This window comes from Herbidospora sp. RD11066, from assembly GCF_054661255.1.
On the sequence record NZ_BAAGDO010000003.1, the window covers coordinates 655,829 to 679,353 of the forward strand.

At 69.3% G+C, this 23,525-nt stretch carries 21 protein-coding genes; 9 read left to right on the top strand and 12 right to left on the bottom strand.

Translation table 11 applies throughout. The features are described from left to right. Nucleotides 1–75 precede the first annotated feature (75 nt). Nucleotides 76–4,476, top strand: a complete 4,401-nt coding sequence (locus tag ACYQ78_RS14645) for a HAMP domain-containing protein (RefSeq protein WP_459801361.1) — start codon at nucleotides 76–78, stop codon at nucleotides 4,474–4,476. Here ACYQ78_RS14645 and ACYQ78_RS14650 read toward each other — a convergent pair. Further along, the gene (locus ACYQ78_RS14650; protein ID WP_459801362.1) at nucleotides 4,473–5,744 is read right to left on the bottom strand and encodes a sensor histidine kinase; all 1,272 of its coding nucleotides are present in this window, start codon (nucleotides 5,742–5,744) and stop codon (nucleotides 4,473–4,475) included. The two genes, ACYQ78_RS14645 and ACYQ78_RS14650, sit on opposite strands and share 4 nt — an antisense overlap. Further along, entirely contained in the window at nucleotides 5,741–6,409 is a 669-nt protein-coding gene (locus ACYQ78_RS14655) for a response regulator transcription factor (protein WP_459801363.1), read from the bottom strand. The genes ACYQ78_RS14650 and ACYQ78_RS14655 overlap by 4 nt, the downstream gene beginning before the upstream one ends. 112 nt (nucleotides 6,410–6,521) lie before the next feature. Between ACYQ78_RS14655 and ACYQ78_RS14660 the strand changes: the two genes are divergently transcribed. Then, nucleotides 6,522–7,139, top strand: coding sequence for a hypothetical protein (locus ACYQ78_RS14660; RefSeq protein ID WP_459801364.1), 618 nt, complete (start codon nucleotides 6,522–6,524; stop codon nucleotides 7,137–7,139). Between the two features lie 325 nt (nucleotides 7,140–7,464). On the opposite strand, the gene ACYQ78_RS14665 is transcribed toward ACYQ78_RS14660, so the two are convergent. The 3 genes from ACYQ78_RS14665 to ACYQ78_RS14675 all read right to left on the bottom strand — a co-directional run bounded on the left by ACYQ78_RS14665 (nucleotide 7,465) and on the right by ACYQ78_RS14675 (nucleotide 9,281). Then, nucleotides 7,465–8,412: a cation diffusion facilitator family transporter gene (locus ACYQ78_RS14665; RefSeq protein WP_459801365.1), complete on the bottom strand. Its 948-nt coding sequence runs from the start codon at nucleotides 8,410–8,412 to the stop codon at nucleotides 7,465–7,467. A 56-nt stretch (nucleotides 8,413–8,468) separates the two neighbouring features. Further along, nucleotides 8,469–8,834 (bottom strand): ArsR/SmtB family transcription factor, encoded by a 366-nt coding sequence (locus tag ACYQ78_RS14670; RefSeq protein WP_459801366.1) that lies wholly within the window; start codon nucleotides 8,832–8,834, stop codon nucleotides 8,469–8,471. A gap of 96 nt (nucleotides 8,835–8,930) precedes the next feature. Then, nucleotides 8,931–9,281: a PRC-barrel domain containing protein gene (locus tag ACYQ78_RS14675; protein ID WP_459801367.1), complete on the bottom strand. Its 351-nt coding sequence runs from the start codon at nucleotides 9,279–9,281 to the stop codon at nucleotides 8,931–8,933. 127 nt (nucleotides 9,282–9,408) lie between these two features. Between ACYQ78_RS14675 and ACYQ78_RS14680 the strand changes: the two genes are divergently transcribed. Continuing rightward, nucleotides 9,409–9,720: a DUF5709 domain-containing protein gene (locus tag ACYQ78_RS14680; protein ID WP_459801368.1), complete on the top strand. Its 312-nt coding sequence runs from the start codon at nucleotides 9,409–9,411 to the stop codon at nucleotides 9,718–9,720. Between the two features lie 103 nt (nucleotides 9,721–9,823). Further along, nucleotides 9,824–10,636: an SAM-dependent methyltransferase gene (locus tag ACYQ78_RS14685; RefSeq protein WP_459801369.1), complete on the top strand. Its 813-nt coding sequence runs from the start codon at nucleotides 9,824–9,826 to the stop codon at nucleotides 10,634–10,636. On the opposite strand, the gene ACYQ78_RS14690 is transcribed toward ACYQ78_RS14685, so the two are convergent. Next, nucleotides 10,633–10,821: a DUF5999 family protein gene (locus ACYQ78_RS14690; RefSeq protein ID WP_459801370.1), complete on the bottom strand. Its 189-nt coding sequence runs from the start codon at nucleotides 10,819–10,821 to the stop codon at nucleotides 10,633–10,635. The two genes, ACYQ78_RS14685 and ACYQ78_RS14690, sit on opposite strands and share 4 nt — an antisense overlap. A gap of 378 nt (nucleotides 10,822–11,199) precedes the next feature. On the opposite strand from ACYQ78_RS14690, the gene ACYQ78_RS14695 reads away from it, so the two are divergent. Further along, nucleotides 11,200–11,571, top strand: coding sequence for a ribosomal maturation YjgA family protein (locus ACYQ78_RS14695; protein ID WP_459801776.1), 372 nt, complete (start codon nucleotides 11,200–11,202; stop codon nucleotides 11,569–11,571). Here the strand turns inward: ACYQ78_RS14695 and ACYQ78_RS14700 are convergent. Further along, nucleotides 11,507–13,453, bottom strand: coding sequence for an MMPL family transporter (locus ACYQ78_RS14700; protein ID WP_459801371.1), 1,947 nt, complete (start codon nucleotides 13,451–13,453; stop codon nucleotides 11,507–11,509). The two genes, ACYQ78_RS14695 and ACYQ78_RS14700, sit on opposite strands and share 65 nt — an antisense overlap. A gap of 83 nt (nucleotides 13,454–13,536) precedes the next feature. Between ACYQ78_RS14700 and ACYQ78_RS14705 the strand changes: the two genes are divergently transcribed. Genes ACYQ78_RS14705 through ACYQ78_RS14715 form a run of 3 tightly spaced genes read left to right on the top strand, consistent with a single transcriptional unit; the run spans nucleotide 13,537 to nucleotide 15,561 of the window. Continuing rightward, complete coding sequence (locus tag ACYQ78_RS14705; RefSeq protein WP_459801372.1) at nucleotides 13,537–13,950, top strand: MarR family winged helix-turn-helix transcriptional regulator; 414 nt, start codon at nucleotides 13,537–13,539, stop codon at nucleotides 13,948–13,950. 38 nt (nucleotides 13,951–13,988) lie between these two features. Beyond that, nucleotides 13,989–14,585, top strand: a complete 597-nt coding sequence (locus ACYQ78_RS14710) for a dihydrofolate reductase family protein (protein ID WP_459801373.1) — start codon at nucleotides 13,989–13,991, stop codon at nucleotides 14,583–14,585. Nucleotides 14,586–14,628: 43 nt separating this feature from the next. Next, nucleotides 14,629–15,561 carry an NAD(P)-dependent alcohol dehydrogenase gene (locus tag ACYQ78_RS14715; protein ID WP_459801374.1) on the top strand — a complete coding sequence of 311 codons (933 nt, stop codon included), beginning with the start codon at nucleotides 14,629–14,631 and terminating at the stop codon, nucleotides 15,559–15,561. Here the strand turns inward: ACYQ78_RS14715 and ACYQ78_RS14720 are convergent. The 4 genes from ACYQ78_RS14720 to ACYQ78_RS14735 all read right to left on the bottom strand — a co-directional run bounded on the left by ACYQ78_RS14720 (nucleotide 15,551) and on the right by ACYQ78_RS14735 (nucleotide 19,150). Next, nucleotides 15,551–15,874 (bottom strand): DivIVA domain-containing protein, encoded by a 324-nt coding sequence (locus ACYQ78_RS14720; RefSeq protein WP_459801375.1) that lies wholly within the window; start codon nucleotides 15,872–15,874, stop codon nucleotides 15,551–15,553. The two genes, ACYQ78_RS14715 and ACYQ78_RS14720, sit on opposite strands and share 11 nt — an antisense overlap. Nucleotides 15,875–15,880: 6 nt before the next feature. Next, nucleotides 15,881–16,960: a ZIP family metal transporter gene (locus ACYQ78_RS14725; RefSeq protein WP_459801376.1), complete on the bottom strand. Its 1,080-nt coding sequence runs from the start codon at nucleotides 16,958–16,960 to the stop codon at nucleotides 15,881–15,883. A gap of 151 nt (nucleotides 16,961–17,111) precedes the next feature. Further along, a complete protein-coding gene (locus ACYQ78_RS14730) occupies nucleotides 17,112–18,608 on the bottom strand; it encodes an aldehyde dehydrogenase family protein (RefSeq protein ID WP_459801377.1) in 1,497 nt (498 codons plus the stop codon). Nucleotides 18,609–18,649: 41 nt separating this feature from the next. Beyond that, nucleotides 18,650–19,150: a PadR family transcriptional regulator gene (locus ACYQ78_RS14735; RefSeq protein WP_459801378.1), complete on the bottom strand. Its 501-nt coding sequence runs from the start codon at nucleotides 19,148–19,150 to the stop codon at nucleotides 18,650–18,652. Between the two features lie 27 nt (nucleotides 19,151–19,177). Between ACYQ78_RS14735 and ACYQ78_RS14740 the strand changes: the two genes are divergently transcribed. After that, nucleotides 19,178–19,372 carry a hypothetical protein gene (locus tag ACYQ78_RS14740; protein WP_459801379.1) on the top strand — a complete coding sequence of 65 codons (195 nt, stop codon included), beginning with the start codon at nucleotides 19,178–19,180 and terminating at the stop codon, nucleotides 19,370–19,372. A 67-nt stretch (nucleotides 19,373–19,439) separates the two neighbouring features. Here ACYQ78_RS14740 and ACYQ78_RS14745 read toward each other — a convergent pair whose 3' ends face one another. Continuing rightward, nucleotides 19,440–23,477: an nSTAND1 domain-containing NTPase gene (locus tag ACYQ78_RS14745; RefSeq protein WP_459801380.1), complete on the bottom strand. Its 4,038-nt coding sequence runs from the start codon at nucleotides 23,475–23,477 to the stop codon at nucleotides 19,440–19,442. Nucleotides 23,478–23,525 lie beyond the last annotated feature (48 nt).

Here is a 23,525-nt window from a genome sequence, read left to right on the forward strand (position 1 = left end):
GCAGGATGACCGGGCTAGGTTCAGTGTCTACGGTGGAAAAGCCAGAAATTCTCACGGGCAGGACATGGAGCGAGCGTGGACACGATCAAGCGTGAACGAGAACTCGATCTCCGACAGTTGCTCGCCGGTCTGACGGCGGTCCGTGACGGTGACTTCGGCACCCGGCTGCCCAACGACGGCGACGACGGCCTGCTGAAGGAGATCGCGACCGTCTTCAACGGCATGGTCGACCAGCTCTCCCTGTTCACCAGCGAGGTCACCCGCGTCGCCCGGGAGGTCGGCACCGAGGGCCAGCTGGGCGGGCAGGCCGACGTACCGGGCGTGTCGGGCACGTGGAAGGACCTCACCGACTCGGTCAACGCCATGGCGGGCAACCTCACCGACCAGGTGCGTGACATCGCCCAGGTGGCGACGGCGGTCGCCAAGGGCGACCTGAGCCGCAAGATCACTGTGGACGTCCGGGGCGAGATCCTGGAGCTCAAGAACACCCTGAACACGATGGTCGACCAACTTTCCAGCTTCGCCGACGAGGTCACCCGCGTCGCGCGAGAGGTCGGCACCGACGGACGGCTCGGCGGCCAGGCCGACGTGAAGGGCGTGTCCGGCACCTGGCGCGACCTCACCGACTCGGTGAACTTCATGGCCGGCAACCTCACCGACCAGGTGCGCTCGATCGCCCAGGTCACCACGGCCGTCGCCAAGGGCGACCTCTCCCAGAAGATCACCGTGGACGCCCGGGGCGAGATCCTCGAACTGAAGAACACCATCAACACGATGGTCGACCAGCTCTCCAGCTTCGCCGACGAAGTGACCCGAGTAGCCCGCGAGGTCGGCACCGACGGACGGCTCGGCGGCCAGGCCGACGTGAAGGGCGTCTCCGGCACCTGGCGCGACCTCACCGACTCGGTCAACTACATGGCGGGCAACCTCACCGACCAGGTCCGCAACATCTCCCAGGTGGCCACCGCCGTCGCCCGGGGCGACCTGTCGCAGAAGATCACGGTGAGTGCGCGCGGTGAGATCCTCGAACTGAAGAACACCCTGAACACGATGGTCGACCAGCTCTCCAGCTTCGCCGACGAGGTCACCCGCGTCGCCCGAGAGGTCGGCACCGAAGGACGGCTCGGTGGCCAGGCCGACGTGAAGGGCGTGTCCGGCACCTGGAAGGCGCTCACCGAGTCGGTCAACGTCATGGCCGACAACCTCACCGCCCAGGTCCGGTCGATCGCCGAGGTCACCACCGCCGTCGCCAAGGGCGACCTGACGCAGAAGATCCGGGTCGACGCCCGCGGCGAGATCATGGAGCTCAAGGAGACCATCAACACGATGGTCGACCAGCTCAGCGCCTTCGCCGACGAGGTCACGCGAGTCGCGCGCGAGGTCGGCACCGAGGGCAACCTCGGCGGCCAGGCCACCGTGCGAGGCGTTTCGGGCACCTGGAAGGACCTGACCGACAACGTCAACGTCATGGCCTCCAACCTCACCAGCCAGGTGCGGTCGATCGCCCAGGTCTCCACCGCCGTCGCCAGGGGCGACCTCAGCCAGAAGATCACCATCGACGCGAAGGGCGAGGTCGCCGCGCTCGCCTCGACGCTGAACACGATGGTCGACACCCTGAGCGCCTTCGCCGACGAGGTCACGCGAGTCGCCCGAGAGGTCGGCACCGAGGGCCAGCTCGGCGGCCAGGCCCGGGTGCCCAACGTCGCGGGCACCTGGAAGGACCTCACCGACAACGTCAACTCGATGGCCAACAACCTGACCAACCAGGTGCGGAACATCGCCCAGGTCACCACGGCCGTCGCCCAGGGCGACCTGACCAGGAAGATCGACGTCGACGCGCGCGGCGAGATCCTGGAGCTGAAGACCACCATCAACACGATGGTCGACCAGCTCTCCAGCTTCGCCGCCGAGGTCACCCGCGTCGCCCGTGAGGTCGGTTCGGAAGGCCGGCTCGGCGGCCAGGCCGAGGTCGAAGGCGTGTCGGGTACGTGGAAGCGCCTCACCGAGAACGTCAACGAGCTGGCCGGGAACCTCACCCGGCAGGTGCGGGCCATCGCCGAGGTGACCAGCGCCGTGACCTCGGGCGACCTGGCCCGGTCGATCACCGTCGACGCGTCCGGCGAGGTCGCCGAGTTGAAGGACAACATCAACTCGATGGTGAAGTCGCTCCGCGAGACGACCCTGGCCAACAAGCAGCAAGACTGGCTCAAGACCAACCTGGCCGGCATCTCCGGCCTCACCCAGGGCCACCGCGACGTCGCCGTGGTCGCCGAGCTGGTCATGAACGAACTGGCGCCGCTGGTCAACGCCCAATACGGCACCTTCCTCCTGGTCGAGGAGACCGGCGTCCTCCAGGTGGTCGGCAGCTACGGCCACCGCGACCACGACCGCCGCTACGAGTTCGGCGAGTCGCTGGTCGGCCAGGCCGCCGCGGCCAGGGAGACGATCCTGGTCGAGGACATCGCCCCCGGCTACCTGACGATCTCCTCCAGCCTCGGCGCGGCCGGTCCGGTCAACCTGATCGTGCTGCCGATCGTGGTGGAAGACCAGGTCCTGGGCGTGATCGAGCTGGCCAGCCTCAACCGCTTCACCCAGATCCACCGCCTCTTCCTGAGCCAGCTCGTCGAGACGATCGGCGTGAACGTCAACACGATCGTCGCCAACGCCCGCACCGACACCCTGCTCGGCGAGTCACAGCGCCTGGCCACCGAACTCCAGGTCCGGCAGGAGGAGCTCCAGAGCTCCAACGCCGAACTGGAGGAGAAGGCCGAACTGCTGGCCCAGCAGAACCGCGACATCGAGACGAAGAACAGCGAGATCGAGCAGGCCCGCCAAGAGCTCGAAGACCGGGCCCAGCAGCTCGCGCTGGCGTCCAAGTACAAGAGCGAGTTCCTCGCCAACATGAGCCACGAGCTGCGGACACCTCTGAACTCGCTGCTCATCCTGGCCCAGCTGCTCGCGCAGAACCCGGCCCGCAACCTCACCGCCAAGCAGGTCGAATACGCCAATGTCATCCATTCGGCCGGAACCGATCTGCTCCAGCTCATCAACGACATCCTCGACCTGTCGAAGATCGAGGCCGGCAAGATGAACATCACGCTGGAGGCCATGCCGCTGCGCCAGCTGCTCGACTACGTCGAGGCGACCTTCCGGCCGCTGACCACGGAGAAGGGCCTGCGCTTCGACGTCATCGTGGCGCCGGACGTCCCGCTCCAGCTCCTCATGGACGAGCAGCGCCTCCGCCAGGTGCTCAGGAACCTGCTGTCGAACGCGGTCAAGTTCACCGAGCGCGGCTCGGTCGAGCTGCGGATCGAGCGGTCGGACAACGACACGCTCGCCTTCCACGTCGTCGACACCGGCATCGGGATCGCCGAGGGCAACCTGTCGCAGATCTTCGACGCCTTCCAGCAGGCCGACGGCACCACCAGCCGCCGCTACGGCGGCACCGGCCTCGGCCTGTCGATCAGCCGGGAGATCGCGGCGCTGCTCGACGGCGAGATCAAGGCGGTCAGCAAGCTCGGTGAGGGGTCGACCTTCAGCCTGTTCATCCCGCTGGCCGAGGCGATCCCGATGAGCCAGCCGCAGCGCCTCGACCCGCCGCGCCGGATCGTGCGGATCCCGCTGACCCGCGAGGGCCGTCATCTGCTGGTGGTGGAGTCGCGGCCGAACGGGCTGCTGGCCCAGCTCGCCGAATCGGTGGTCGCCGACCTCGGCGAGTCGCACGGCCCGGTGTGGGTGTCGACCGCGAACGACCCCGATTCGGCGATGACCGCGCTGATGCAGGGCGGCTACCAGTGCATCGTGCTCGACCTGGGCATGCCGCAGGACGCCGCCGCCGAGTTCCTCAGCCGTCTCGACGAACACCACGCGCTGCGGGAGCTCCCGATCCTGGCCCACCACACCCGCACGCTCACCCGCCCGCAGGAGAACCTGCTCCAGGGCCGGTCGAACACCCAGCCGCTGGAGCGCCTGCCCAGCCTTGACGAACTACGCGAACGCATCACTTTGCACCTGACCGCACAGGATCCGGGCGCGGTGCTGCCGCTGGTGGAGGCCAGCCCCGACGAGCGTCCACAGGCTGTGGAAAACGTCGACACCGGCCTGGTCGGCCGGAAGGTCCTGGTGGTGGACGACGACGTCCGCAACGTCTTCGCGCTGACCAACATCCTGGAACTGCACGGCATGCAGGTCCTGTACGCGGAGAACGGGCGCAAGGGGATCGAGGTGCTGAGCCGCCACGAAGACGTCGATCTCGTCCTGATGGACATCATGATGCCCGAGATGGACGGCTACGCCGCCACGGCCGCCATCCGCAAGATGCCGCGCTTCGCGCACCTGCCGATCATCGCCGTCACCGCCAAGGCCATGCACGGCGACCGCGAGAAGACCCTGTCAGCGGGCGCCAGCGACTACGTCACCAAGCCCGTCGACGCCGAGGAACTCATCACCCGCATGCAGCAGTGGCTGGAGTTCTAGGGGAGGGTCATCCGGAACAGGGCGCCGCGCGGGCTGTCCTCGATCGTCAGCGTGCCGCCATGGGCGGTCACGACCTCCCGCGCGATGGCGAGCCCGAGCCCCGCCCCTCCGGCGTCGCGGTCGCGGGCCTCGTCGAGGCGGGTGAACCGGTGGAAGACCGTCTCCCGGTGCTCCCGCGGGATGCCCGGCCCGTCGTCGAGCACTTCGAGGAGGGGGCCGGGCGCGACACGTACAGAGACGGTCTGTTCGCAGTGCCGCGCCGCGTTGACCAGCAGGTTCGTGATCGCCCGGGTGAGCTGCGCGGGGGAGCCGCGCACCACGACGCCGGGGGCGATGTCCAGATTCGTCGGTACGGGAATGCGCAGCGCCTCCTCCGTCGCGAGCTGCCCCAGATCGACCTCCTGGAGGCGCAGCGGCTCCCCGGCGTCGAGCCGGGCCAGCACCAGCAGGTCGGCGGCGAGCGACTGCAACCGGGTGACGTCGGTCAGCGACTCCTTGGCCAGCGCCGGGGCGTCGCGTTCGCCGAGTTCGAGGCGGGTGCGCAGCGTGGCGATCGGGCTGCGCAGCTCGTGGGCGGCATCGGCGACGAAACGTTTGTGCAGGTCGACGGCGGTTTCGAGGCGGTCGAGGGTGCCGTTGACGGTGGTGGCCAGCGCGGCGATCTCGTCGTGGGCGTGCGGCTCGGGCACCCGCTGGTGCAGGTCGCGGGCGGTGATGTCGGCCAGCTTGGCCCGGATCGCCGACACCGGCGCGAGCGCCCGCCCGACCGAGAACCAGGTCAGCCCGGCCACCATGGCCAGCAGCAGCGGGATGCCGATGACCAGCAGCCAGATCAGCGTCTGGAGCGCCAGTTGCGTCGGCGCGAGGGAGGCGCGGACCGAGACCGTGGTGCCCGCGTCGAGCGTCCGGGTGGCGGTGACATAGCCGTCGCCGCTGACCGTGCCGAAGGGGATCGCCGTACCGGCCTGGGCCACCTCGCTGGCCACGGTCAACGTCGGCATCTCCGGGTTGGCCTGGGTGACCATCACGTCGGGATCGGTGACCACGATGGGCCCGAGCGGAACGGCACCGATCTCCACGGGCTGCGCGGGCGCGGCCATCAGGGTCGTCCCGATCTGCTCGGCCTTCCGGCCCGCCTCGTCGGCGGTCCCGCTGACCAGGCTGGTGCGCAGCACCCCGATCAGCACCGCGGACGCGATCCCCAGCGCGACCGCGACGATGAGGGTGACGGTCACGGTGGCCCGCAGGCGCACCGACCAGCGGCTCATGATTCCAGCCGGTAACCGGCGCCCCGGACGGTGACCAGCGACGACTTCCCGAAGGGGGCGTCGATCTTGCGGCGCAGGGCGCTGATGTAGACCTCGATGATGCTCGGATCGCCGTCGTAGGCGAAATCCCACGCCTGGGCCAGCAGGTCGGCCTTCGAGACGACCTCCCCCGGACGTCTGGCCAGCGCGTGCAGCACCGCGAACTCCTTCGGCGTGAGGGCGATCGCCGTCTCTCCCCTGCGGCAGCGCAGCCCGGCGGGGTCGACCACCAGGTCCCCCACGGTCAGCGCGACCGGCCGGGCCGAACCGCCGCGCCGGACCAGCGCGCGGAGCCTGGCCAGCAGGACCACATAGGAGAACGGTTTCGAGAGGAAGTCGTCGGCGCCGGTGTCGAGCGCCTCGGCCTCGTCGTATTCGCCGTCCTTGGCGGTGAGGATCATGATCGGCGTCCAGTTGCCGTCGTCGCGCAGGCGGCGGCAGACGGCGTAGCCGTTGAGCCGGGGGAGCATCACGTCGAGCACGATCGCGTCGTAGTCGTGCTCCCCCGCCAGCCAGAGCCCTTCGGCGCCGTCGTGCGCGACGTCGACCGCGAACCCTTCGTCGGCCAGGCCCGATTTCACCAGGTCGGCCAGACGGCGTTCGTCCTCCACCAGCAGCACGCGCATGGCTCCACCTTGGCAAAGGGGACCTAAAGCGAACCTGAAGAGGCGGCCTTCAGGCTGGCTTCAGGTACGCGGGGCCACGCTGGCGATCATCCGAACGAAGGAGATGTTCCACATGAAACATCGACGCCTGGCCGCCGCAGGCCTGCTCGCCCTGGCCGTGACCTTTGGCGTGACGGGAGCCGCCAACGCCACCGACGACGCCCCCACGCTGACCGCGGTCGCGGGCACCATCACCTGCACCGCCGTCCACAGCGGGAACGTCCAGGTCAAGGACGGCGTCATCACCGTCGACGGCAAGGAGGTCGCCGCGGTGAGGGCCGCCGAAGCGGTTCCGGCCCTGCCCGGCAAGCCGGGAGCGCCCGGAGACCTCGGTGAGGCCGGTGTGGCGGTGGCCGTCGCGCCGTTGCCCGATGAACCGGGCAAACTCGCCACGACGGTGACCATCGCCGAGCCGGTCCCCGGCCAGGAACCCGCCGGGCCGATCAAAATGGGCGAACTGACGGCTGTTCCGGCCTCCCCGATGCCCGTTCCTCCAGGTGAGATCGGCACCACGATGGCCAGACCGGCCCTCCCGGAGGGCGCGTCGTTCGGCACCGCCACGGGCGGCGAAGGCAAGGCGTCGTTCGACGAGAACGGCCCGAAGCCCGTCGAGGGCGCCTCGGTGGTCTGCTTCAACGGAGACGGCGAGCAGCCCGAGCCATCTGAGACGCCCACGGCACCCGAGGAGTAGAAGTCGGGGACCGGTGACTCCCGGCACGCGATCCGGTCGCCGTTGACGGCGACGATCGGGGGTCGCCTCGGATTCACTCACGTGTGGAGGGTCTGCTCACTGGAAGGTGCCAGGCGCCGACGATCTTGTTCTTCGTCTCACCTGCTCGTGACGGCGAGGCGAAGAGCGGTTGGTTGGCGCCGGATACGGCGCGGGACTGCGACGGTGGGCGGTGCCGGCCAGGCGGAGCCGTAACGGAAGAAACGGCTTTGAGGCTTCTGGCTTTTGGAAGGAATCCGCCGCCCCGGACCGAGCACCGGCTCTCGGATGCCGACGAGGCCGGTGCTCATTCTTCGCTGCGATGGACGGGACCATGCGGGTCGGCGCAGTGGTCGTCGCCGATGGTCAGCAGGTCGGGGTGGGCGTGGTCGACCTGGAGGGTGGTGTGCTCGATGCCGTAGGCGTCGTGGACCAGCCGCTCGGCCGCGAGGCGGGCGGCGTGGCAGTCGGCGCCGGGCCGGACGAGGATGTGCGCCGACAGCGCGGCGTATCCCGAGGTGACCTCCCAGATGTGCAGGTCGTGCACCTCGACCACATCGGCGATCCCGGCCAGCCGCCGCCCGGTCTCGGCCGGGTTGAGGCCGACGGGGGCGGCCTCCATGAACACGCGTCCGGCGTCGCGGACGAGCCCCCACCCGGCCTTGATCATGAGGAGTGCCACGACCAGCGCGGCCACGGCGTCGGCGCGGGCCCAGCCGGTGAAGTAGACGACCAGACCGGCGATCGTGGTCGCGACGAACGCGAACAGGTCGTTGAGGATGTGCTGGTAGGCGCCCTCGACGTTGAGCCGCGACCGGTCGGCCCGGCGCAGCAGCCAGGTCGCGATCAGGTTGATCACGATGCCGGCGAGGCCGGTGAAGACGACGAACAGGCCCTCGACCTCGGGCGGGAAGATCAGCCGGCGCACGCCTTCGTAGAGGAAGAAGGCCGCCAGCAGCAGCAAGGTGATGCCGTTGACCTGGGCCGAGATGATCTCGGCGCGCTTCAGGCCGTAGGTGAAGCCGCCGCGCGGCGGCCGGGCCGCGATCCGCATGGCCACGAGCGCGAAGAAGATGGCGAACGCGTCGGTCAGCATGTGCCCGGCGTCGGTGATCAGCGCCAGCGACCCGGCGATGAAGCCGATAACCACCTCGACGGCCATGAAGGCGACGATGAGCACCAGCGCCGCGCTCAGGTAACGCCGATCGGCGTCCTGCGAAACCGCGTGGCCGTGGCCATGACCGTGGTCACTCATCGATCCGCCCTCCGTGAGCAGCAGCCGGATGGCCTCCGCCGCCCGAAATCAACAGGTCACTCATCAGGCTTCCCGTCGTGTCTCATGTGGGTGATGGCCAGGTCGAACAGCAGGCGCACATGCGAGTCGGCCAGTTGGTAGTAGGCCATCCGCCCGGCCCGGCGCACCTTCACCACCCGGTGGGTGCGCAGGAGACGCAAGGCGTGGGAGGCCGCCGACATGCTCTGGCCGGTCGCCGCCGCCAGGTCGCACACGCACATCTCACCGCCTTCGAGCAGGGCGGCCAGCAATCGGAGCCGCCCCGGATCGGCCAGCAGCCCGAACACCTCGGACAACTCGCCGACCAGGTCGTCGTCGGGCATCACCGAGCGGACGTGCATCACCCGCTCGGCGTCGACGCACGCGTCGGGCGCCAAGGTCACTTCGACACTTGAACGATTATTCATACGTTAACTGTAAAACAACGGGCCGCCCCCCGGAAGGGGGACGGCCCGCGGTGTTGGTTGTGGACTACCCGGTCAGAAGCGGTTGTAGTAACCGCCCAGCTGATCGCGGTACATCGGATCCTTGAAGGTCATCTCGTCGTACTCGGGGGCGTTCTTGATCTCTTCCTTCGTACGCGCGACGTAGACCTTCTGCTCCTGCGGGTCGATCTGGGTGACCGTCCCGGCCGGGAGCACGACCTTCTTGCCGAAGATCCAGGGACCCGTGTCGACCAGGAGGTAGCTCTCGCCGACCTCGTAGTTCGACTGGTCCACGGAGCCGATCTTTCCGTCTGTCGCCTCGACCGTGAAGCCGGTCACGTCCAGGGTCGTGGTGGGATCCTGTACGCCCTGACGGTAGGTCCAGAGGTGTTCGTTCGGCTGCATGTGCCTTCGCTCTCCTTTGTGGGGTTTGCGGTTGTGGCACCACCCCTACTGCCCGCCCGAACCGGACCAAACATGTCGTTTCGCGGCGATCGTCCCGGGCAACCCCTGACTGAAGGGGGCGAAAGCCATGAACGAACCCGATGACCAGGGCATTCAGGATGTCGATCTCGACGCGGAAGACGAAGTGGAAGACGCCGACCACCCGATCGGCCTCGACGACACCGACGAGGACTCCCTCGACCGGCGCCTGGCCGCCGAACGGCCCGAGGCCCATCTGCACCACGCCCGCGACGAACGCGTCTCGGCCGGCCGCCTGGTCGACCCGGACGAGGGCGCCCGCGAGGACGACGAGGACGAACTCGTCGGCGAAGACGCCGGAGACGACGACGGCCGTTATTCGGCGGAGGAAGCCGCGATGCGGGTGGAACGAGACATGTGATCTAGGCCACAAATCCGGAAAAGTCGGGTCATGATCCGCGTGATGGAGCCTCGTCCCATAACATCCGTTAAAAACCGAGGCTCCAGCCGCGAAGGAGAAGGACGTGACGTCCGAGGAGCAGGCTCCCGCCGGAATCGATCCGACGGTTCCGAGCGTGGCGCGGATCTACGACTACTGGCTCGGCGGCAAGGACAACTTCGCGTCCGACCGCGCGGCGGCCGACAGGTTGATCGAGTTCGTCCCCGACGCCCGGGAGATGTGCCGGGAGAACCGGGCCTTCCTGACGCGCACGGTCTCGTTACTCGCCAAAGAGGGCATCGGCCAGTTCGTCGACATCGGCAGTGGGCTGCCCACCCAGGACAACACCCACCAGGTGGCCCATCGGGTGAACCCCGAAACGCGGATCGTGTACGTCGACAACGACCCCATCGTGCTGGTGCACGGCCGGGCCCTGCTCGAGGACAACGGGAACACCCGGGTCGTCAACGGAGATGTGCGGCAACCGGCGGCGCTGCTGAACAGCGCCGAGGTGACGGAGCTCATCGACTTCAGCAAGCCCGTCGCGGTGCTGCTGCTCGCGATTCTGCACTTCGTCAGCGACGACGACGAGGCTTCGGCGATCATGGCGGCGATCCGGTCGGAGCTCGCGCCCGGGAGCTACGTGGTGATGACACACGGCTTTCCCGGTGAGCTGCAGAACGACACGCTCGAATCGGTGCGGGAGGTCTACGCGAAGACCGCCTCCGGCGGCATCGCGGGCCGTTCCCGCGCGCAGGTCGCGAGTTACTTCGAGGGTATGGAGATCCTGGAGCCCGGAATCGTGCCCAGCGAGGCCTGGCGCCCCGACGTTCCGTGGGACGTTCCGGTCGACTTCACCAAACACGGCGTGCTCGGAGTGGTCGCTCGGGTGCGCTAGGCCATCGCCGGTGCGCGGTGCGGAGTGCAGACGGTGCAGTCGGGCATGATCAGCCCGGTGTCCTCGAACAGCACGACGCCGTTGCACAGGAGGCTCCAGCCCTGCTCGGGGTGGGCCGCCACGACGTGAGCGGACGCGCGGTCGGGAGCGTATGCGGACGGGCAGTTCGGGTGGTGCTGACACATGATGGGCACCTCTTCCCAGGTGGTGCGTCTTTCGTTGGTAGGTGGTCGATCAGTAGGGCAGCAGCCGGCCTGACGGGGTGCGGAGGTCGAGACTCGGCTTCGGCGCCTTCGGCGGCTTCGGCCGGATTTGGATCATCTTCATCCTCATCACGATCCTTTAGCTGTAGGTCGGACCGACTCGGACGTGCACCCCTCCATCATCTCAACCGGGACCGTCAGTTTCCTGGTCTTTTTGCGGGTTCGGGATGCTTCTCCGGACTGGCTGCCGGTCCATGAACTTTTCGCTTCAATCGTGCTAACGGATGACCTTCAGGTCGTAAAGGTTCAACTCTCTTGTCGATCAAAGCCAGGCGACTCGCGGCGGTGGCCGCGTCCCTCGTGATCGTCGCTGCCGGTCTTACCGTTCGGGCGGTCTTCGAGGGACCTTTCGCCAAATACTGCGGCACTTCGTTGTACTCATCCTTTATAACCACTTTTGCCGTTGCATGGTTCCCCAGGACGCGACCTTTTCTCGCCGGTGGGGCGTCGGTGATCTTCTGCTGGGCGGTTGAGTTCGCCCAGCTCACGCCCCTACCGGCAGACCTCGCGGCCCGATTCCCCGTATCCGCAGTGGTTTTCGGCACCACCTTCAATGCGCCTGATCTTTTCTGGTACGTCGTCGGCGCACTCGCGGCGGCCGGATTTTTTACCTTGCTGGACCAGAGGAATTCGAGGGCGAGAGATGACGATTCTCGACGATCTTTGACCTAAGCCCAGAAGGCCACCAGATCCGGTCTCCCGCGTCGATCGTCAGTGCCGTCAGAAGCACCGACCGGACCACGAACGTGTCGAGCAGGACACCGAAGGCGACGATGAATCCGATCTCGGCCAGCACCACCAGCGGCAGCACGCCCAGCACGGCGAACGTCGCGGCGAGCACCACACCGGCCGAGGTGATGACCCCGCCGGTGGCCGAAAGGGCGATCAGGGCGGCCTTCCTGGTGCCGTGTTCAGTTGTCTCCTCGCGGACGCGGGTGATCAGGAAGATGTTGTAGTCCACTCCCACGGCCACAAGGAACACGAACGCCAGAAGGGGCACGCCTGTTTCCGTCGCGGCGAATCCGAAGACGTGCTCGAAGATGAGGCCGGAGATCCCGAGCGTGGCCCCGAACGAGAGCACGACCGTGGCGATCACCAGCAGCGGCGCGACCACGGCCCGCAGCAGGATGCCGAGGATGACCACGATGACGACCAGGATGAGCGGGATGATCAGCCGGGCGTCGTGCTCGGAGGCGGTCTCGGCGTCGAGGGCCTCGGCGACGGTGCCGCCGATCTGCGCGCCGGGGATCTCGCGCAGCCGCTCGACCGTCGCGGGGTCCTTGACCGCGCCGTTGATGAGGGCGTTCGGGCCGGTGACCACGGGCTCGGCCAGGGCGGAGACGCCGGGGTCGGCGGCCAGGGCGGCCCTGACCTGGGCCGCCTGACCGGCGGGGGCGATGACGACGAGCGAGCCGTCCTGGGTGGCGGGGAAGTTCTTGGCGAGCAGTTCGGCGCCGACGACCGATTCGGGGCGGCCGGTGTAGGTGTCGGCGTCGGCCAGCGGGCCGATGGTGATGAGGCTCAGCGTCCCGGCCATCGCGGCCAGCACGACCGAGGTGATGATCCAGGTCCGGCGCGGGCGGCGGTCGACGGCCGAGCCGATGCGGCTCCAGATTCCGGCCTGCTGCGAGGCGGTGCCGTACCGGGGGATCTGGGGCCAGAAGACGCCGCGCGGGACCAGCACGAGCAGGGCCGGGAGCAGCGTCAGCATGGCGATCAGGGCGCAGACCACACCGGCGGCGCAGACCGGGCCGAGACCTCGGGTGGCGCTCTGGTCGGCGGCGAGCAGGCAGAGCAGGGCCGCGACGACGGTGGCGGCGCTGGCCACGATGGCGGGGGCGGCGCGCTTCCAGGCCACGGTCATGGCGGCGACGCGGTTCTCGTGGCGGGTGAGCTCCTCGCGATAGCGGGCCACGAGCAGCAGCGCGTAGTCGGTGGCGATGCCGAAGACCAGCACGAGCAGGATGCCGCCGCTCTGCCCGCTGACCGTGAAGTCGGCGTATCTGGCCAGCAGGTAGGCGCCCGCCTGGGCGCTGACCAGCGCGGCTCCGGCCGAGAAGAAGGGGATCAGCCAGAGCAGCGGGCCGCGGTAGGTCAGCAGCAGCACGATGATCACCACGATCGAGGTCGCGATGAGCAGCGTCAGGTCGATCGAGCCGAACACCTCGATGGCGTCGGCGCTCTGCCCGGCCGGACCGGTCACGTAGGCGCCGGGCCCGGCGCGTTCCCGCAGCCGGTCGACCTCGGAGGTCAGCGCCTCCAGGTCGCCGCCTTCCAGCGGCACGACCGCCCGCACGACGTTTCCGGAAGCCTCGGCCTGCGGGAAGAGCTCGCGGACCTCCTCGACCGCCTTGTCCTCCCAGACGATGATCGCCGGGATCGCACCGCCCTGGGCGAAGGCCCGTCTGGCCTGCTCGACCTGGGTCGACTCGGCGCTCGCCGGCAGGTAGGCCGAGGGGTCGTTGTTCCTGACCTCCGACAGCTTCCCGCTCAACATCCCGGCTCCGGCCAGTAACACCAGCCAGATCGCCAACGTCAGCCACGCCCGCTTCATCCTGCGCTCCTCTGTAAAAGCTAAGGGACCTTAGCATCCACTTCGCGGGAGCGGGCGCATCGGTTGCATCGGACAATCGATTCATGGACGACCTGCCCACCTGGCCCACCGGACGCCTGCTACTGGTCGCCGCCCGGCTGGTCGAACGCGAGTGGAACCACGTCCTGGCCGGTCACGGGCTCACCCACGCCGGGTTCCTGGTGCTGCACACCCTGGCCGAGGGCCCGCTGGCCCAGCGCGAACTCGCCGCCCGCACCTATGTCGAGGAGCAGACCATCGGCCCGGTGCTCGAACGCCTCGAACGCGCCGGGCACGTCACCCGCGAACGCGACCGCGCCGACCGCCGCCGGGTCGTCGTCACCCGGACCGCCGCCGGAGCCGAGGTGTACGACGGCCTCACGGCCTCCGGTGCCGCCGAGTCGATCATCACCGTCCGGGACCTGGGGGAGTTCCGGGAAGATTTGATAAGAATCATCACGGAAATACGCCCTATGTAGGCGTTTATACCAATCGGCAGGCGAACAGGGCCTTCAGCATGGGGAAGGTCATCACGCAGGCGTCCATGTCACTCGACGGCTACATCGCCGATCCGGAGGACCGGACCGGCCCCCTCTTCGACTGGCTGTGCCTCGGCGACGTCGAGGTGGTCGGCCGGGAGCCCGACTGGGTCTTCGACCTCACCCCCGCGAGCGCCGAATATCTCAAGGGCGTCTTCGCCGGCACGGCCGTGATGATCATCGGCCGCCGGCTGTTCGACCTGACCAACGGCTGGGGCGGCCGTCCGCCGGTCGCCGACCACGTCTTCGTCATCACCCACCACCCGCCGGAGGACTGGCCCTACCTCGACGCGCCCTTCACCTTCGTGACCGACGGCCTCGCCGGGGCGGTCGCCCGCGCGAAGGTGCTGGCCGGAGACCGCGACGTGGCCGTCGGCGCGGGCAGCCTGGCGGGCCAGGCGCTGCGCGAGGGGCTGATCGACGAGGTGCTCGTCGACCTGGTCCCGGTGATCATCGGCTCGGGCATCCCGTTCTTCTCGGGCTTCCACGCGACCCCGGTGACCCTCGACGACCCGGTGGTCATCCCCAGCGACCGCGTCACCCATCTGCGGTTCAGGGTGTCGTCCCCGATGTAAAGAAAAGTAGACATCGTGTCGAAGTTGTTTTACCTTCGGAGACATGAAAGCCATCGTGCACAGGACCTACGGCCACCTCGAATCGGCCGAGTTACCCATCCCCGCCGTCAAGGACGACGAGGTGCTGATCCGGGTGAAGGCCGCCGGAGTCGACCCCGGCGCCCACCACCGGATGACCGGAACCCCCTACATCCTGCGGATCATGGGCTTCGGCCTGACCCGGCCGAAGCAGCCGATCGCCGGGGGCGACGTCGCCGGGATCGTCGAGAAGATCGGCGCGAAGGTCACCAGGTTCGCGGTCGGCGACGAGGTCTTCGGCACCTCCGAGGGCAGCTACGCCGAGTTCGTCGTCGCCAAGGAGAAGCTGCTGGCGGCGAAACCGGCCAACGTGAGCTGGGAGCAGGCCGCCGCGGCGCCCACCTCGGCGGTCACCGCGTTGCGCGCCGTCAAGGCGGCGGGCCCGGGGAAGGCCCTGGTCGTCGGCGCGGCCGGTGGGGTCGGAACGTTCCTGGTCCAGCTCCACCAGGGTGAGGTCACCGCCGTGTGCAGCGGCGGGAAGGCCGATCTCGTGCGGAGTCTCGGCGCCGCCCGCACCGTCGACTACACCAAGGAAGACCTCGGCACCGGCCGCTACGACGTGGTCTACGACGTCTTCGGCGGGCGCGACCTCAGGGTGCTGCGCGAGCGGCTCACCCCGCGCGGGAGGCTGATCCTCCTCGGCGGCAAGCCGGTGGGGAAGCTGACCGGCCTGCGGCGTTCGTTCCGGGCGATGGCGCTCAACCCGTTCGTCCGCCACCAGCTCAAGGTCGTGTTCGCGTTCCCGACCACCGACGACTTCGAGGAGCTGCGCGAACGCCTCGCGAACGGCACGTTGGTCCCCGTGCTCGACCGGACCTACCGGCTGACCGAGGCGAAGCAGGCCTTCGACCACGTGATGGCCGGCCGAGCGAAGGGGAAGAGCGTCATCACGCCGTGAAAGTCGCCACCTCCCTGATCAGCTCGTTCACCCGGGTGGCCTGATGATCGAGGCCCGCCCCCACCTCTCCCAGTAGCTCGGCCGCCGCCCGCAGCAGCTCTTCGGCCCGCCGCTCCCTGCTCTCCGCCGCCGCCATCACCTTGGCGGGATCGACGGTCACCATCGCGGCCAGCCGCTCGTTCTCCTGGTGCAGCCACCGCAGGCTGCTCTCCACCTCGTTGAGGAACACGTCGACCTCGGCCAGGTCGTATCCCTCACGCAGGCGTCCGGTCGTGAACACCTTGGTACGCACGTCCTCCGGCGTCAGCACCATGCCGGGTCACCCCTTTCTCGCTACGGCATCGACGAGATAGTCACGTTGAGTTCCGGTCAGCTCCCCGACCGTGGACGACTCGGGGATGCCGTGCGCACTCAGATCCCGCCCGTTCATCCGGCCGCGCAGCAGCCACCAGATCGACGTGTGCCTGGTCAGCCGGTCGGTGCGGGCGAGGATCTCGGCCAGGCTGAGCCGCCCGGTGGTCAGCGCCCAGCGCAACTGGGATCGGTCTTTCGGCGTGAAGTCGGGCGACGGCTCGGGCACCGGCATCGGCACCGTGACCGGCCGCCGGATCATGGCCGCCACCTGCGAGGTCGCCTCACCGGCCGGAGCCGGCAACCACTGGGCGACCGCCAGCGTGGCGGCCAGCGTCGCCGCCACCGCTCCGGCCGACAGCGCCGCCCGGCGCGGCATCCGCCCCGACTCGCCGCCCGCCAGGCGGAACCCGACGATGGCGGTGCGCAGCAGCACCCCGGCGACCGTGCCCAGCAGGATCGGCGTGGCCTGAGGCGGAACCGGGCTGGTCTCGGCCACGAGGATGCCCGCGGCCGGGCTGAGACAGGCCAGGAACATCCAGAAGCCGACCTTCTTCCCGGCCAGGTCGAGCATCGCGGTCAGCGCCAGCCCTTCACTGACCGAATGCACCAGCAACGCCAGCAGGACGACCGCCGAGGCCCCGGTCAAAGTAAGCGTGGCCCCCTCGATCGCCCGGTGGACGGCCAGCGCGACCGCCGTCCCGGTGCCACCGAACAACGCCGCCGTGGCGACGGCCTTCACCCGGCGATGGACCCCCGCCGCGTGCCGGGCCGACTCCTTGGCATGGTCGTGAGCACACCCCTCCCGGGTGAAATAGGTGATCACCACGAACCCGAACACGATCGCCAGCCCGATCACCCACAGGGGCACGTTCTGCTCGATCGCGTCGTCGACGGCGTCGGGGACGATCTCCCCCAAGGCGGTGACGAGCATCAACGCCGACGCGATCGCAAGACCGACGCTCACTCGCATCGAACTTCGCCGGGCCAGCCACGACCCGGCAAGTGTGGCCACCGCGACGAGCACCGCCGCGAGCCAAACCGACATGACCATTCAACACCTCTCCGCAGCCATATGACCTGCGATGATTACGGAGAGTAGATAGCCTCAACACGATCCGTTTACACATTTGATCATGTGTTCACACGCCACCGGCCGCAGTGCGGTGGCGCAATGCGGCCGGTGATGAACGGGGTGATTACGGGTGAAGCTGGGTGCAGACCGACTTGACCTCGGTGTACGCCTCCAGCACCTCATGGCCCATTTCGCGGCCCCAGCCGCTCTGCTTGTAGCCGCCGAACGGCAGCGCCGCGTCGAAGACGTTGTAGCAGTTGATCCAGACGGTTCCGGCGCGCAGGCGCTTGGCCAGGGCGTGGGCCTTGTTGACGTCGCGCGTCCAGATGCCGGCGCCGAGGCCGTAGGCGGTGTCGTTGGCCTGGGCGGCGAGTTCGTCGAGGGACGAGAACGGCGACGCGACGACGACCGGGCCGAAGATCTCCTCCCGGACGACGGACATGTCGGGCGTGGTGTCGGTGATCACCGTGGGCTGCACGAAGTAGCCCTTGTCACCGTGGCGCTGGCCGCCCGCCACGGTCCGGGCGCCGTCGGCGCGGCCCGACTCGAGGAAGCCGGTCACCCGGCGGAACTGCTCGTCGGAGACGAGCGGCCCCATCTGGGTGTCGGGGTCGAGGCCGGAGCCGAGCTTGATGCCGCGCGCGATGGTGGCCACGCCGTCGACGACCTCGTCGAAACGGCTCTCGTGGACGAACAGGCGCGACCCGGCCACGCAGCACTGGCCGTGGTTGAAGAAGATCGCGTTGGCGGCGCCGGGGATGGCCAGGGCCGGGTCGACGTCGTCGAAGACGACGTTGGGGCTCTTGCCGCCCAGCTCCAGGCTGACCTTCTTGAGGTTGCCCGCGGCGGCCTGCACGATCAGCTTGCCGACCTCGGTCGAGCCGGTGAAGGCGACCTTGTCGACGCCGTCGTGGGCGGCCAGCGCGGCGCCGGCGGTCTCACCGTAGCCGGGGAGCACGTTGACCACGCCGTCGGGCAGGCCCGCCTCGGCCATGATCTCGGCCAGCCGCAGCGCCGACAGCGGCGTCTGCTCGGCGGGCTTGAGGATCACGGTGTTGCCGGTGGCCAGCGCAGGGCCCAGCTTCCAGGCCGCCATGAGCAGCGGGAAGTTCCACGGGATGATCTGCGCGACCACACCGATGGGCTCTCTGAGGGTGTACGCGTGGAACTCCGACCCCGGCATGTAGGGCACGGAGAGGCTGATCGTGTTGCCCTCGATCTTGGTGGCCCACCCGGCCATGTAGCGGAACAGCTCAGCCGCGAGCGGGATGTCGGCGGCGCGGGCGACCGAATAGGGCTTGCCGTTGTCGAGCGATTCGAGCTGGGCCAGCTCGTCGCCGTACTGCTCGACGAGGTCGCCGATGCGCCAGATGATGCGGCCCCGGTCGGAGGCGGTCATCCGGGACCAGGGTCCCTCTTCGAAGGCGGCGCGGGCGGCGCGAACCGCGCGGTCGACGTCTTCCTTGTCGGCTTCGGCGATGTGGGCGAGCGTGTCGCCCGTGGCGGGATTGGGGGTTGCGAAGGTGCGTCCGGAGGCGGCGTCGACCCACTGGCCACCGATGAACAACTGGCGGGGAGTCGAGATGAAGTCCTGAACGCTCTTTTCCAGGGTGACCGTCATCAGCGTCGGTTCCCTTCCTACTAGACGTAGTCACCAACTAACTACTCGGTGGTGGACTCCGCAAGTTTCAGGGCCGCTACGGCCGTCTCATATCGCCACAAAGCGACGGCCTGATCTAGGCCATGAGCGGATTCCCGCTGGTCAAGGAGGTGGGTCACAATGGGCCGCAATGTTTCGGCCTGGGCGTCGAGGAGGTCACGGGGGTCCGTTCCGGCCCACTGGAGCAACGCGAGTTTTACCAGGAACTCGGTGCGGATCTCCCTGATCCTGCCGACCGGCGTGAACAGCCATTCTTCGGCGCGGTCGTGTCCGGAAGGGGTCGCGCGCAGTAGCCGCCGGGCCGGTCCCCTGCCCGGTTCGATGCCGAGCGGCTCGGCCAGGCCACGGGTCGTCAACGCGTCGAGCGCGCGGTAGACGAGGGGCCGGGGGATGTGCCAGACCCTGCCGATGGGGCCCGCGGGCGCGGTGAGGCGGGCGAGGGCGAAACCGTGGGCGGGTTCGTGCGCGAGGAGGCAGAGGACCACCCACTCGGAGTTGTTCACAGCCGACAGCGTAGTCTCAATGTGACTATGAAGCCCCAGCCCAACGCGATCTGCATCGGTGGCCCGAGCCACGGGTTGTTGCTGACGATCACGCAGGAGATCGGGATCCTCGACGTCGAGGAGTCACAGTACCGAGTGACCACCCGGCGCCTCCATCATCCCTCGTGCCGCGAACCCTTCGTCGTCCTGGCCTGGGCCGAAGACCCGGGCCTGGCCGGATAGGCCATCTGACCTGGAGAAACGGCCGCAGCCGAGGATCCTTGCCAGGCGGGGAGCCACCCCAAAGTGCTCATCGGCATGTGGGGCGGTAGTCCAGGGCCGGGATATATCGATTCCATTCCTCGCGGGTGAGGTCGCGGCCGACCTGGGCGCACATTTTCGCCGCCAGGGCGTCGGGGTGCAGGGACCAGCGGATGATGCGACCGTCTTCTCCCCCGGACACGAGTTCGCCGGTGGCCGTGAACGCCAACCCCCTGATCGGCGCGGTGTGGCCGGTGAGTCTGGCCGTCATCTGCGCTGAAGGCAGGTCCCACACGACGACGGTGTGATCGTCACCCGCCGAGGCCAGAGTCCGGCCGTCGCGGCTGAAGACGAGGGTCTGGACCGGGGCGGTGTGCCCGGTGAGGGTGCGCTTCTCCTGGCCGGAACCCGTGTCCCACATCTTCACGGTGTGGTCGGCGCCCGCGGTCGCGATGGTCTTGCCGTCGGGGCTGAAGGCCACGTCCAGGATCGAGCCCTGGTGGGTGCGGAGCGATCGCACCTCCTTGTCGGCGGCGAGATCCCATAAGAGCAGGTCACCGGCCGGGCCGGTCGAGACCAGCAGCGGGGCGGTCGGGCTGAAGGCCAGCGCCGATGGGAGTTGTCCGGGCAGGGGAGCCTCGGACAACGAAGGCAGAGACCAGCGAAAGCGGCCCAGGGCGGTGGCGGCGACGAACCGGCCGCCGGGTTGGAAGGCGACGTCGGTGGAGGCGCCGAGGCCCGGATAGGTCGTGGTGGCGGTCTTCTTGAAAGTGGCCAGGTCCCACAGGGTCAGGGTGTGGCTGCGGGTGACCGAGGCCAGTGATCGGCCGTCGGGGCTGAAGGCGACGGCTCGTACATGATCGGGATGGTCGGCCAGAGTGGCGATGGGGGTGCCGCTCGCATCCCATAATCGGACCGTCTCGTCGCTGCTCACCGAAGCGATCACGGTGCCGTCGGGGCTCGCCTCGATGTCGTTGACCGCGCCGCTGTGGCCGGTGAACGGGGGGACCGGGTCCTGTCTGACCACGATCGTGCGGCCCAAGCCGGCCGAGGCCATCAGGGTGGCGTCGGTGCTCAGGGCCAGGGAGAGCGCCTCGGTGCGGCTGCGGTCCTGGTAGGTGGCGACGGCTTCGTGGCGGGTGAGGTCCCAGACGGTGATCAGGCCGTCTTCGTCGGCCACGGCGATCCGGCCGTGCGCGGGGGCGGACATGTCCCAGGTGTAGGGGGACCGGTGGGGCAGGCCACCCAAGTCGGTGATCTCGGTGGGGGTGACGCGCCAGAGGCGTACCCCCAGGTGGGAGGAGCCGGTCGCGAGGGTGCCGTCGGAGGCGTCGAAGCCGAGACGGTGGACGTTCTCGGTGTCGAGCGTGCCGACCTTCTCCCCCGTGGACACCGCCCAGACGGCCGGGTGTTCGCCGAGCCCACCCGAGCTGACCAGCACCTTCCCGTCGGGGCTGAAGGCCAGGGCGGCGATGTCGGCCCGGTTGCCCTTCAGCAGGCGCGCCGATCCCCCGGCCACCATCTCGACCACGTTCCCGTCGGCGAAGGCGAGCCGGTCGCCGTCGAAGGCGAGCGCGTCGGTCAGGTGGTCGCGCCTCTCGCGGAGGATCTCGGCGCCGGTCGCGAGGTCGCGCACCACGACGGCCCCCGCCGACGACCCGAGCGCGGGGGAGCGCACGACGTAGGCGAGCGACCGGCCGTCGCGGCTGAAGGCCACCCCCCGGCCGTGGCCGCCGCCGGGTTCGGTGAACCTGCTGATCAGGGCTTTGGTCCGCGGGTTCCACACGGTGACCGAGCCGTCTTCACCGGCGGCGGCGAGCCGGGAACCGTCGGGGCTGAAGGCCACCGCGAAGATCGCCGGGCCCTCGGCGTTGAGTTCGATGCTGCGCCGGGCCGCCGCCGACACGCTCTCCAGGCCGCCCCGGGTCTCCGCCTCGGGATTCAGTTTGTACGCCGCCACCGCCAGCAGCCCCGCCAGGTCGGGATCGGTGGCCAGCAACGACCGGGCCAGCAGCGAGACCTGGCGGGCGGTCGCGGCCATCTGCTGGTATCCGGCCTCGCCGGCCTCTTCGAGGGCGACCGCGCCGCCGGTCACCGCCAGCAGGAACAGCGCCGCCATCCCGGCCAGCAGGCGTTGCAGCGTGCGGGCCCTGCGCTTCACGGTGTCGCGTTCGGCCCGCTCCTGGCCGGAGCTCGCGGTCAGGAACGCCGTCTCGACGTCGTTGAGCTCCTGTGGGTGATCATTGGCCCAGGTCTGGGCGGCGAGGAGACGTACACCCCGATAGAGCGCGCCCGGATCGCGGCCGAGATCCTCCCAGGTCTGGGCGGCGTCGGTGAGACGGCGGTGCACGACCAGGTGTTCGCGGTCGTCGGTGAGCCAGCCGTGTAATCGGGGCCAGGCGCGGATCAGCGCCTCGTGGGCGACGTCGACGCCGTCTTCGGTGAGCACGATCAGGCGGGCGGCGGCCAGCCGGTCGAGCACCCGGGCGATCGTCCCGGGGTCGGCGACGCCGGTGAGTTCGGTCTGGGAGATCGGCCGCCGGGTGTCCTCGGTGCCGTCGCCGAGGGCGGTCAGCCGCAGGAAGATCCGCCGGGCGGCCTGCCGTTCGGCGGGGGAGAGCTCGCCGTGCACCCGCTCGGCGCTCTGCGCGATGGCGCCCCTGACCCCGCCTGCCGCCTGGTATCCGGCCAGCGTGAGGCGGGCGCCCTCGCGGTTGCGCCAGGTCTCCATCAGGGCGTGCGAGACGAGCGGCAGGCTGCCGGGCTCCCCGGCCGCGTCGGCGACCAGCATGGCCGGGAGGTCGGGATCGACGGCCAGTCCGGCGAGCTCGGCCGGTCCGGTGACGATCTCGCGCAGCCCGGTCGCCGACAACGGGCCGACCAGGAGCTGGGCCGTGCCAATGGCGTCGGCCAGGCCGGGGAACCGGGTGAGGTGGGCGAGGAAGTCGGCCCGCACCCCCAGGACCACGTGGGCGTCGAGGTCGAGCAGGGCCGCGACGAACCGGTGGCGCTCGTCGTCGTCGGCGCAGAGCGTGAAGATCTCCTCGAACTGGTCGACCACGACCAGCGGCTCGCCGTCGATCTTGTCGAGGCTCTCCATCGGGAACGCCCCCGGCGTGATGATCAGCGCCTCCCCCGGCCAGCCGCCGAGCAGCCCGGCGCGCAGCAGCGACGACTTCCCGCTCCCCGACGCCCCGAAGACCCCCACCACGGGCCGCGCGCCGACGAGCTCCCGCAACCGCCCGACCAGCTCCGACCGCCCGAAGAACCACTCGTGGTCATCGGGCTGAAAGGCCATCAGTCCCCGGTACGGACACACATCCGACACCGCGCGATGGATCGCCGCGGCGGGCAGCAGATCGTCGTCGCCCCGGAGCATCGCCTCGTGGAGCCGCTGCAACGCCGGGCCCGGCTCGATGCCGAGCTGGTCGTCGAGCTCCTCCCGCGTCTGCCGGAACACCTCCAGCGCCTCGGCCTGCCGCCCCGACCGGTAGAGGGCCAGCATGAGATGCCCGCGCAGGCTCTCACGGAACGGATGCTCCCTGGTCAGCACGGCCAGCTCGGCGGCGACCTCCACATGGCGGCCCAGCCCGAGCTCGGCCTCGGCCAGCCGCTCGGCCACCACGAGCCGGGTCTCCTCCAGCCGCCGCGCCTCCTCGGCGATCGCCGGAGCGTCGAGGAACTCGGCGAACGCGGGCCCGCGCCACAGGTCGAGCGCCGCCTTCAGCAGCTCGCGCGCCCGCTCCGGGTCGCCGCTCTCCAACGCCTCGACCCCCTGGTGGGCCAGCCCCCGGAACCCGACCGCGTCGAGCCCTTCCGGGATGATCGCGTAGCCGCCGGGCCGCCCGGCCACCAGATCGGCGCCGAACGCACGCCGCAACTGGTGGACGTAGAGCTGCACGTTGCGCCGGGCCGACGCCGGGGGACCGTCCCCCCAGACGACCGCGATCAGCCATTCGGTGGTGACCGGCTGGCCCGCTCTCGACAGCAGCGCGGCGAGCAGGAGGAGATACTTCGGTGCGCCGGTGACGGGCACGGTCACACCATCGCGGGTCACGGAAAGCGGCCCCAGAACCCTTACGTCCACGCGACACGCACCTTGTCCGACTGATGATGATCTGTCAATTCCAGCGTA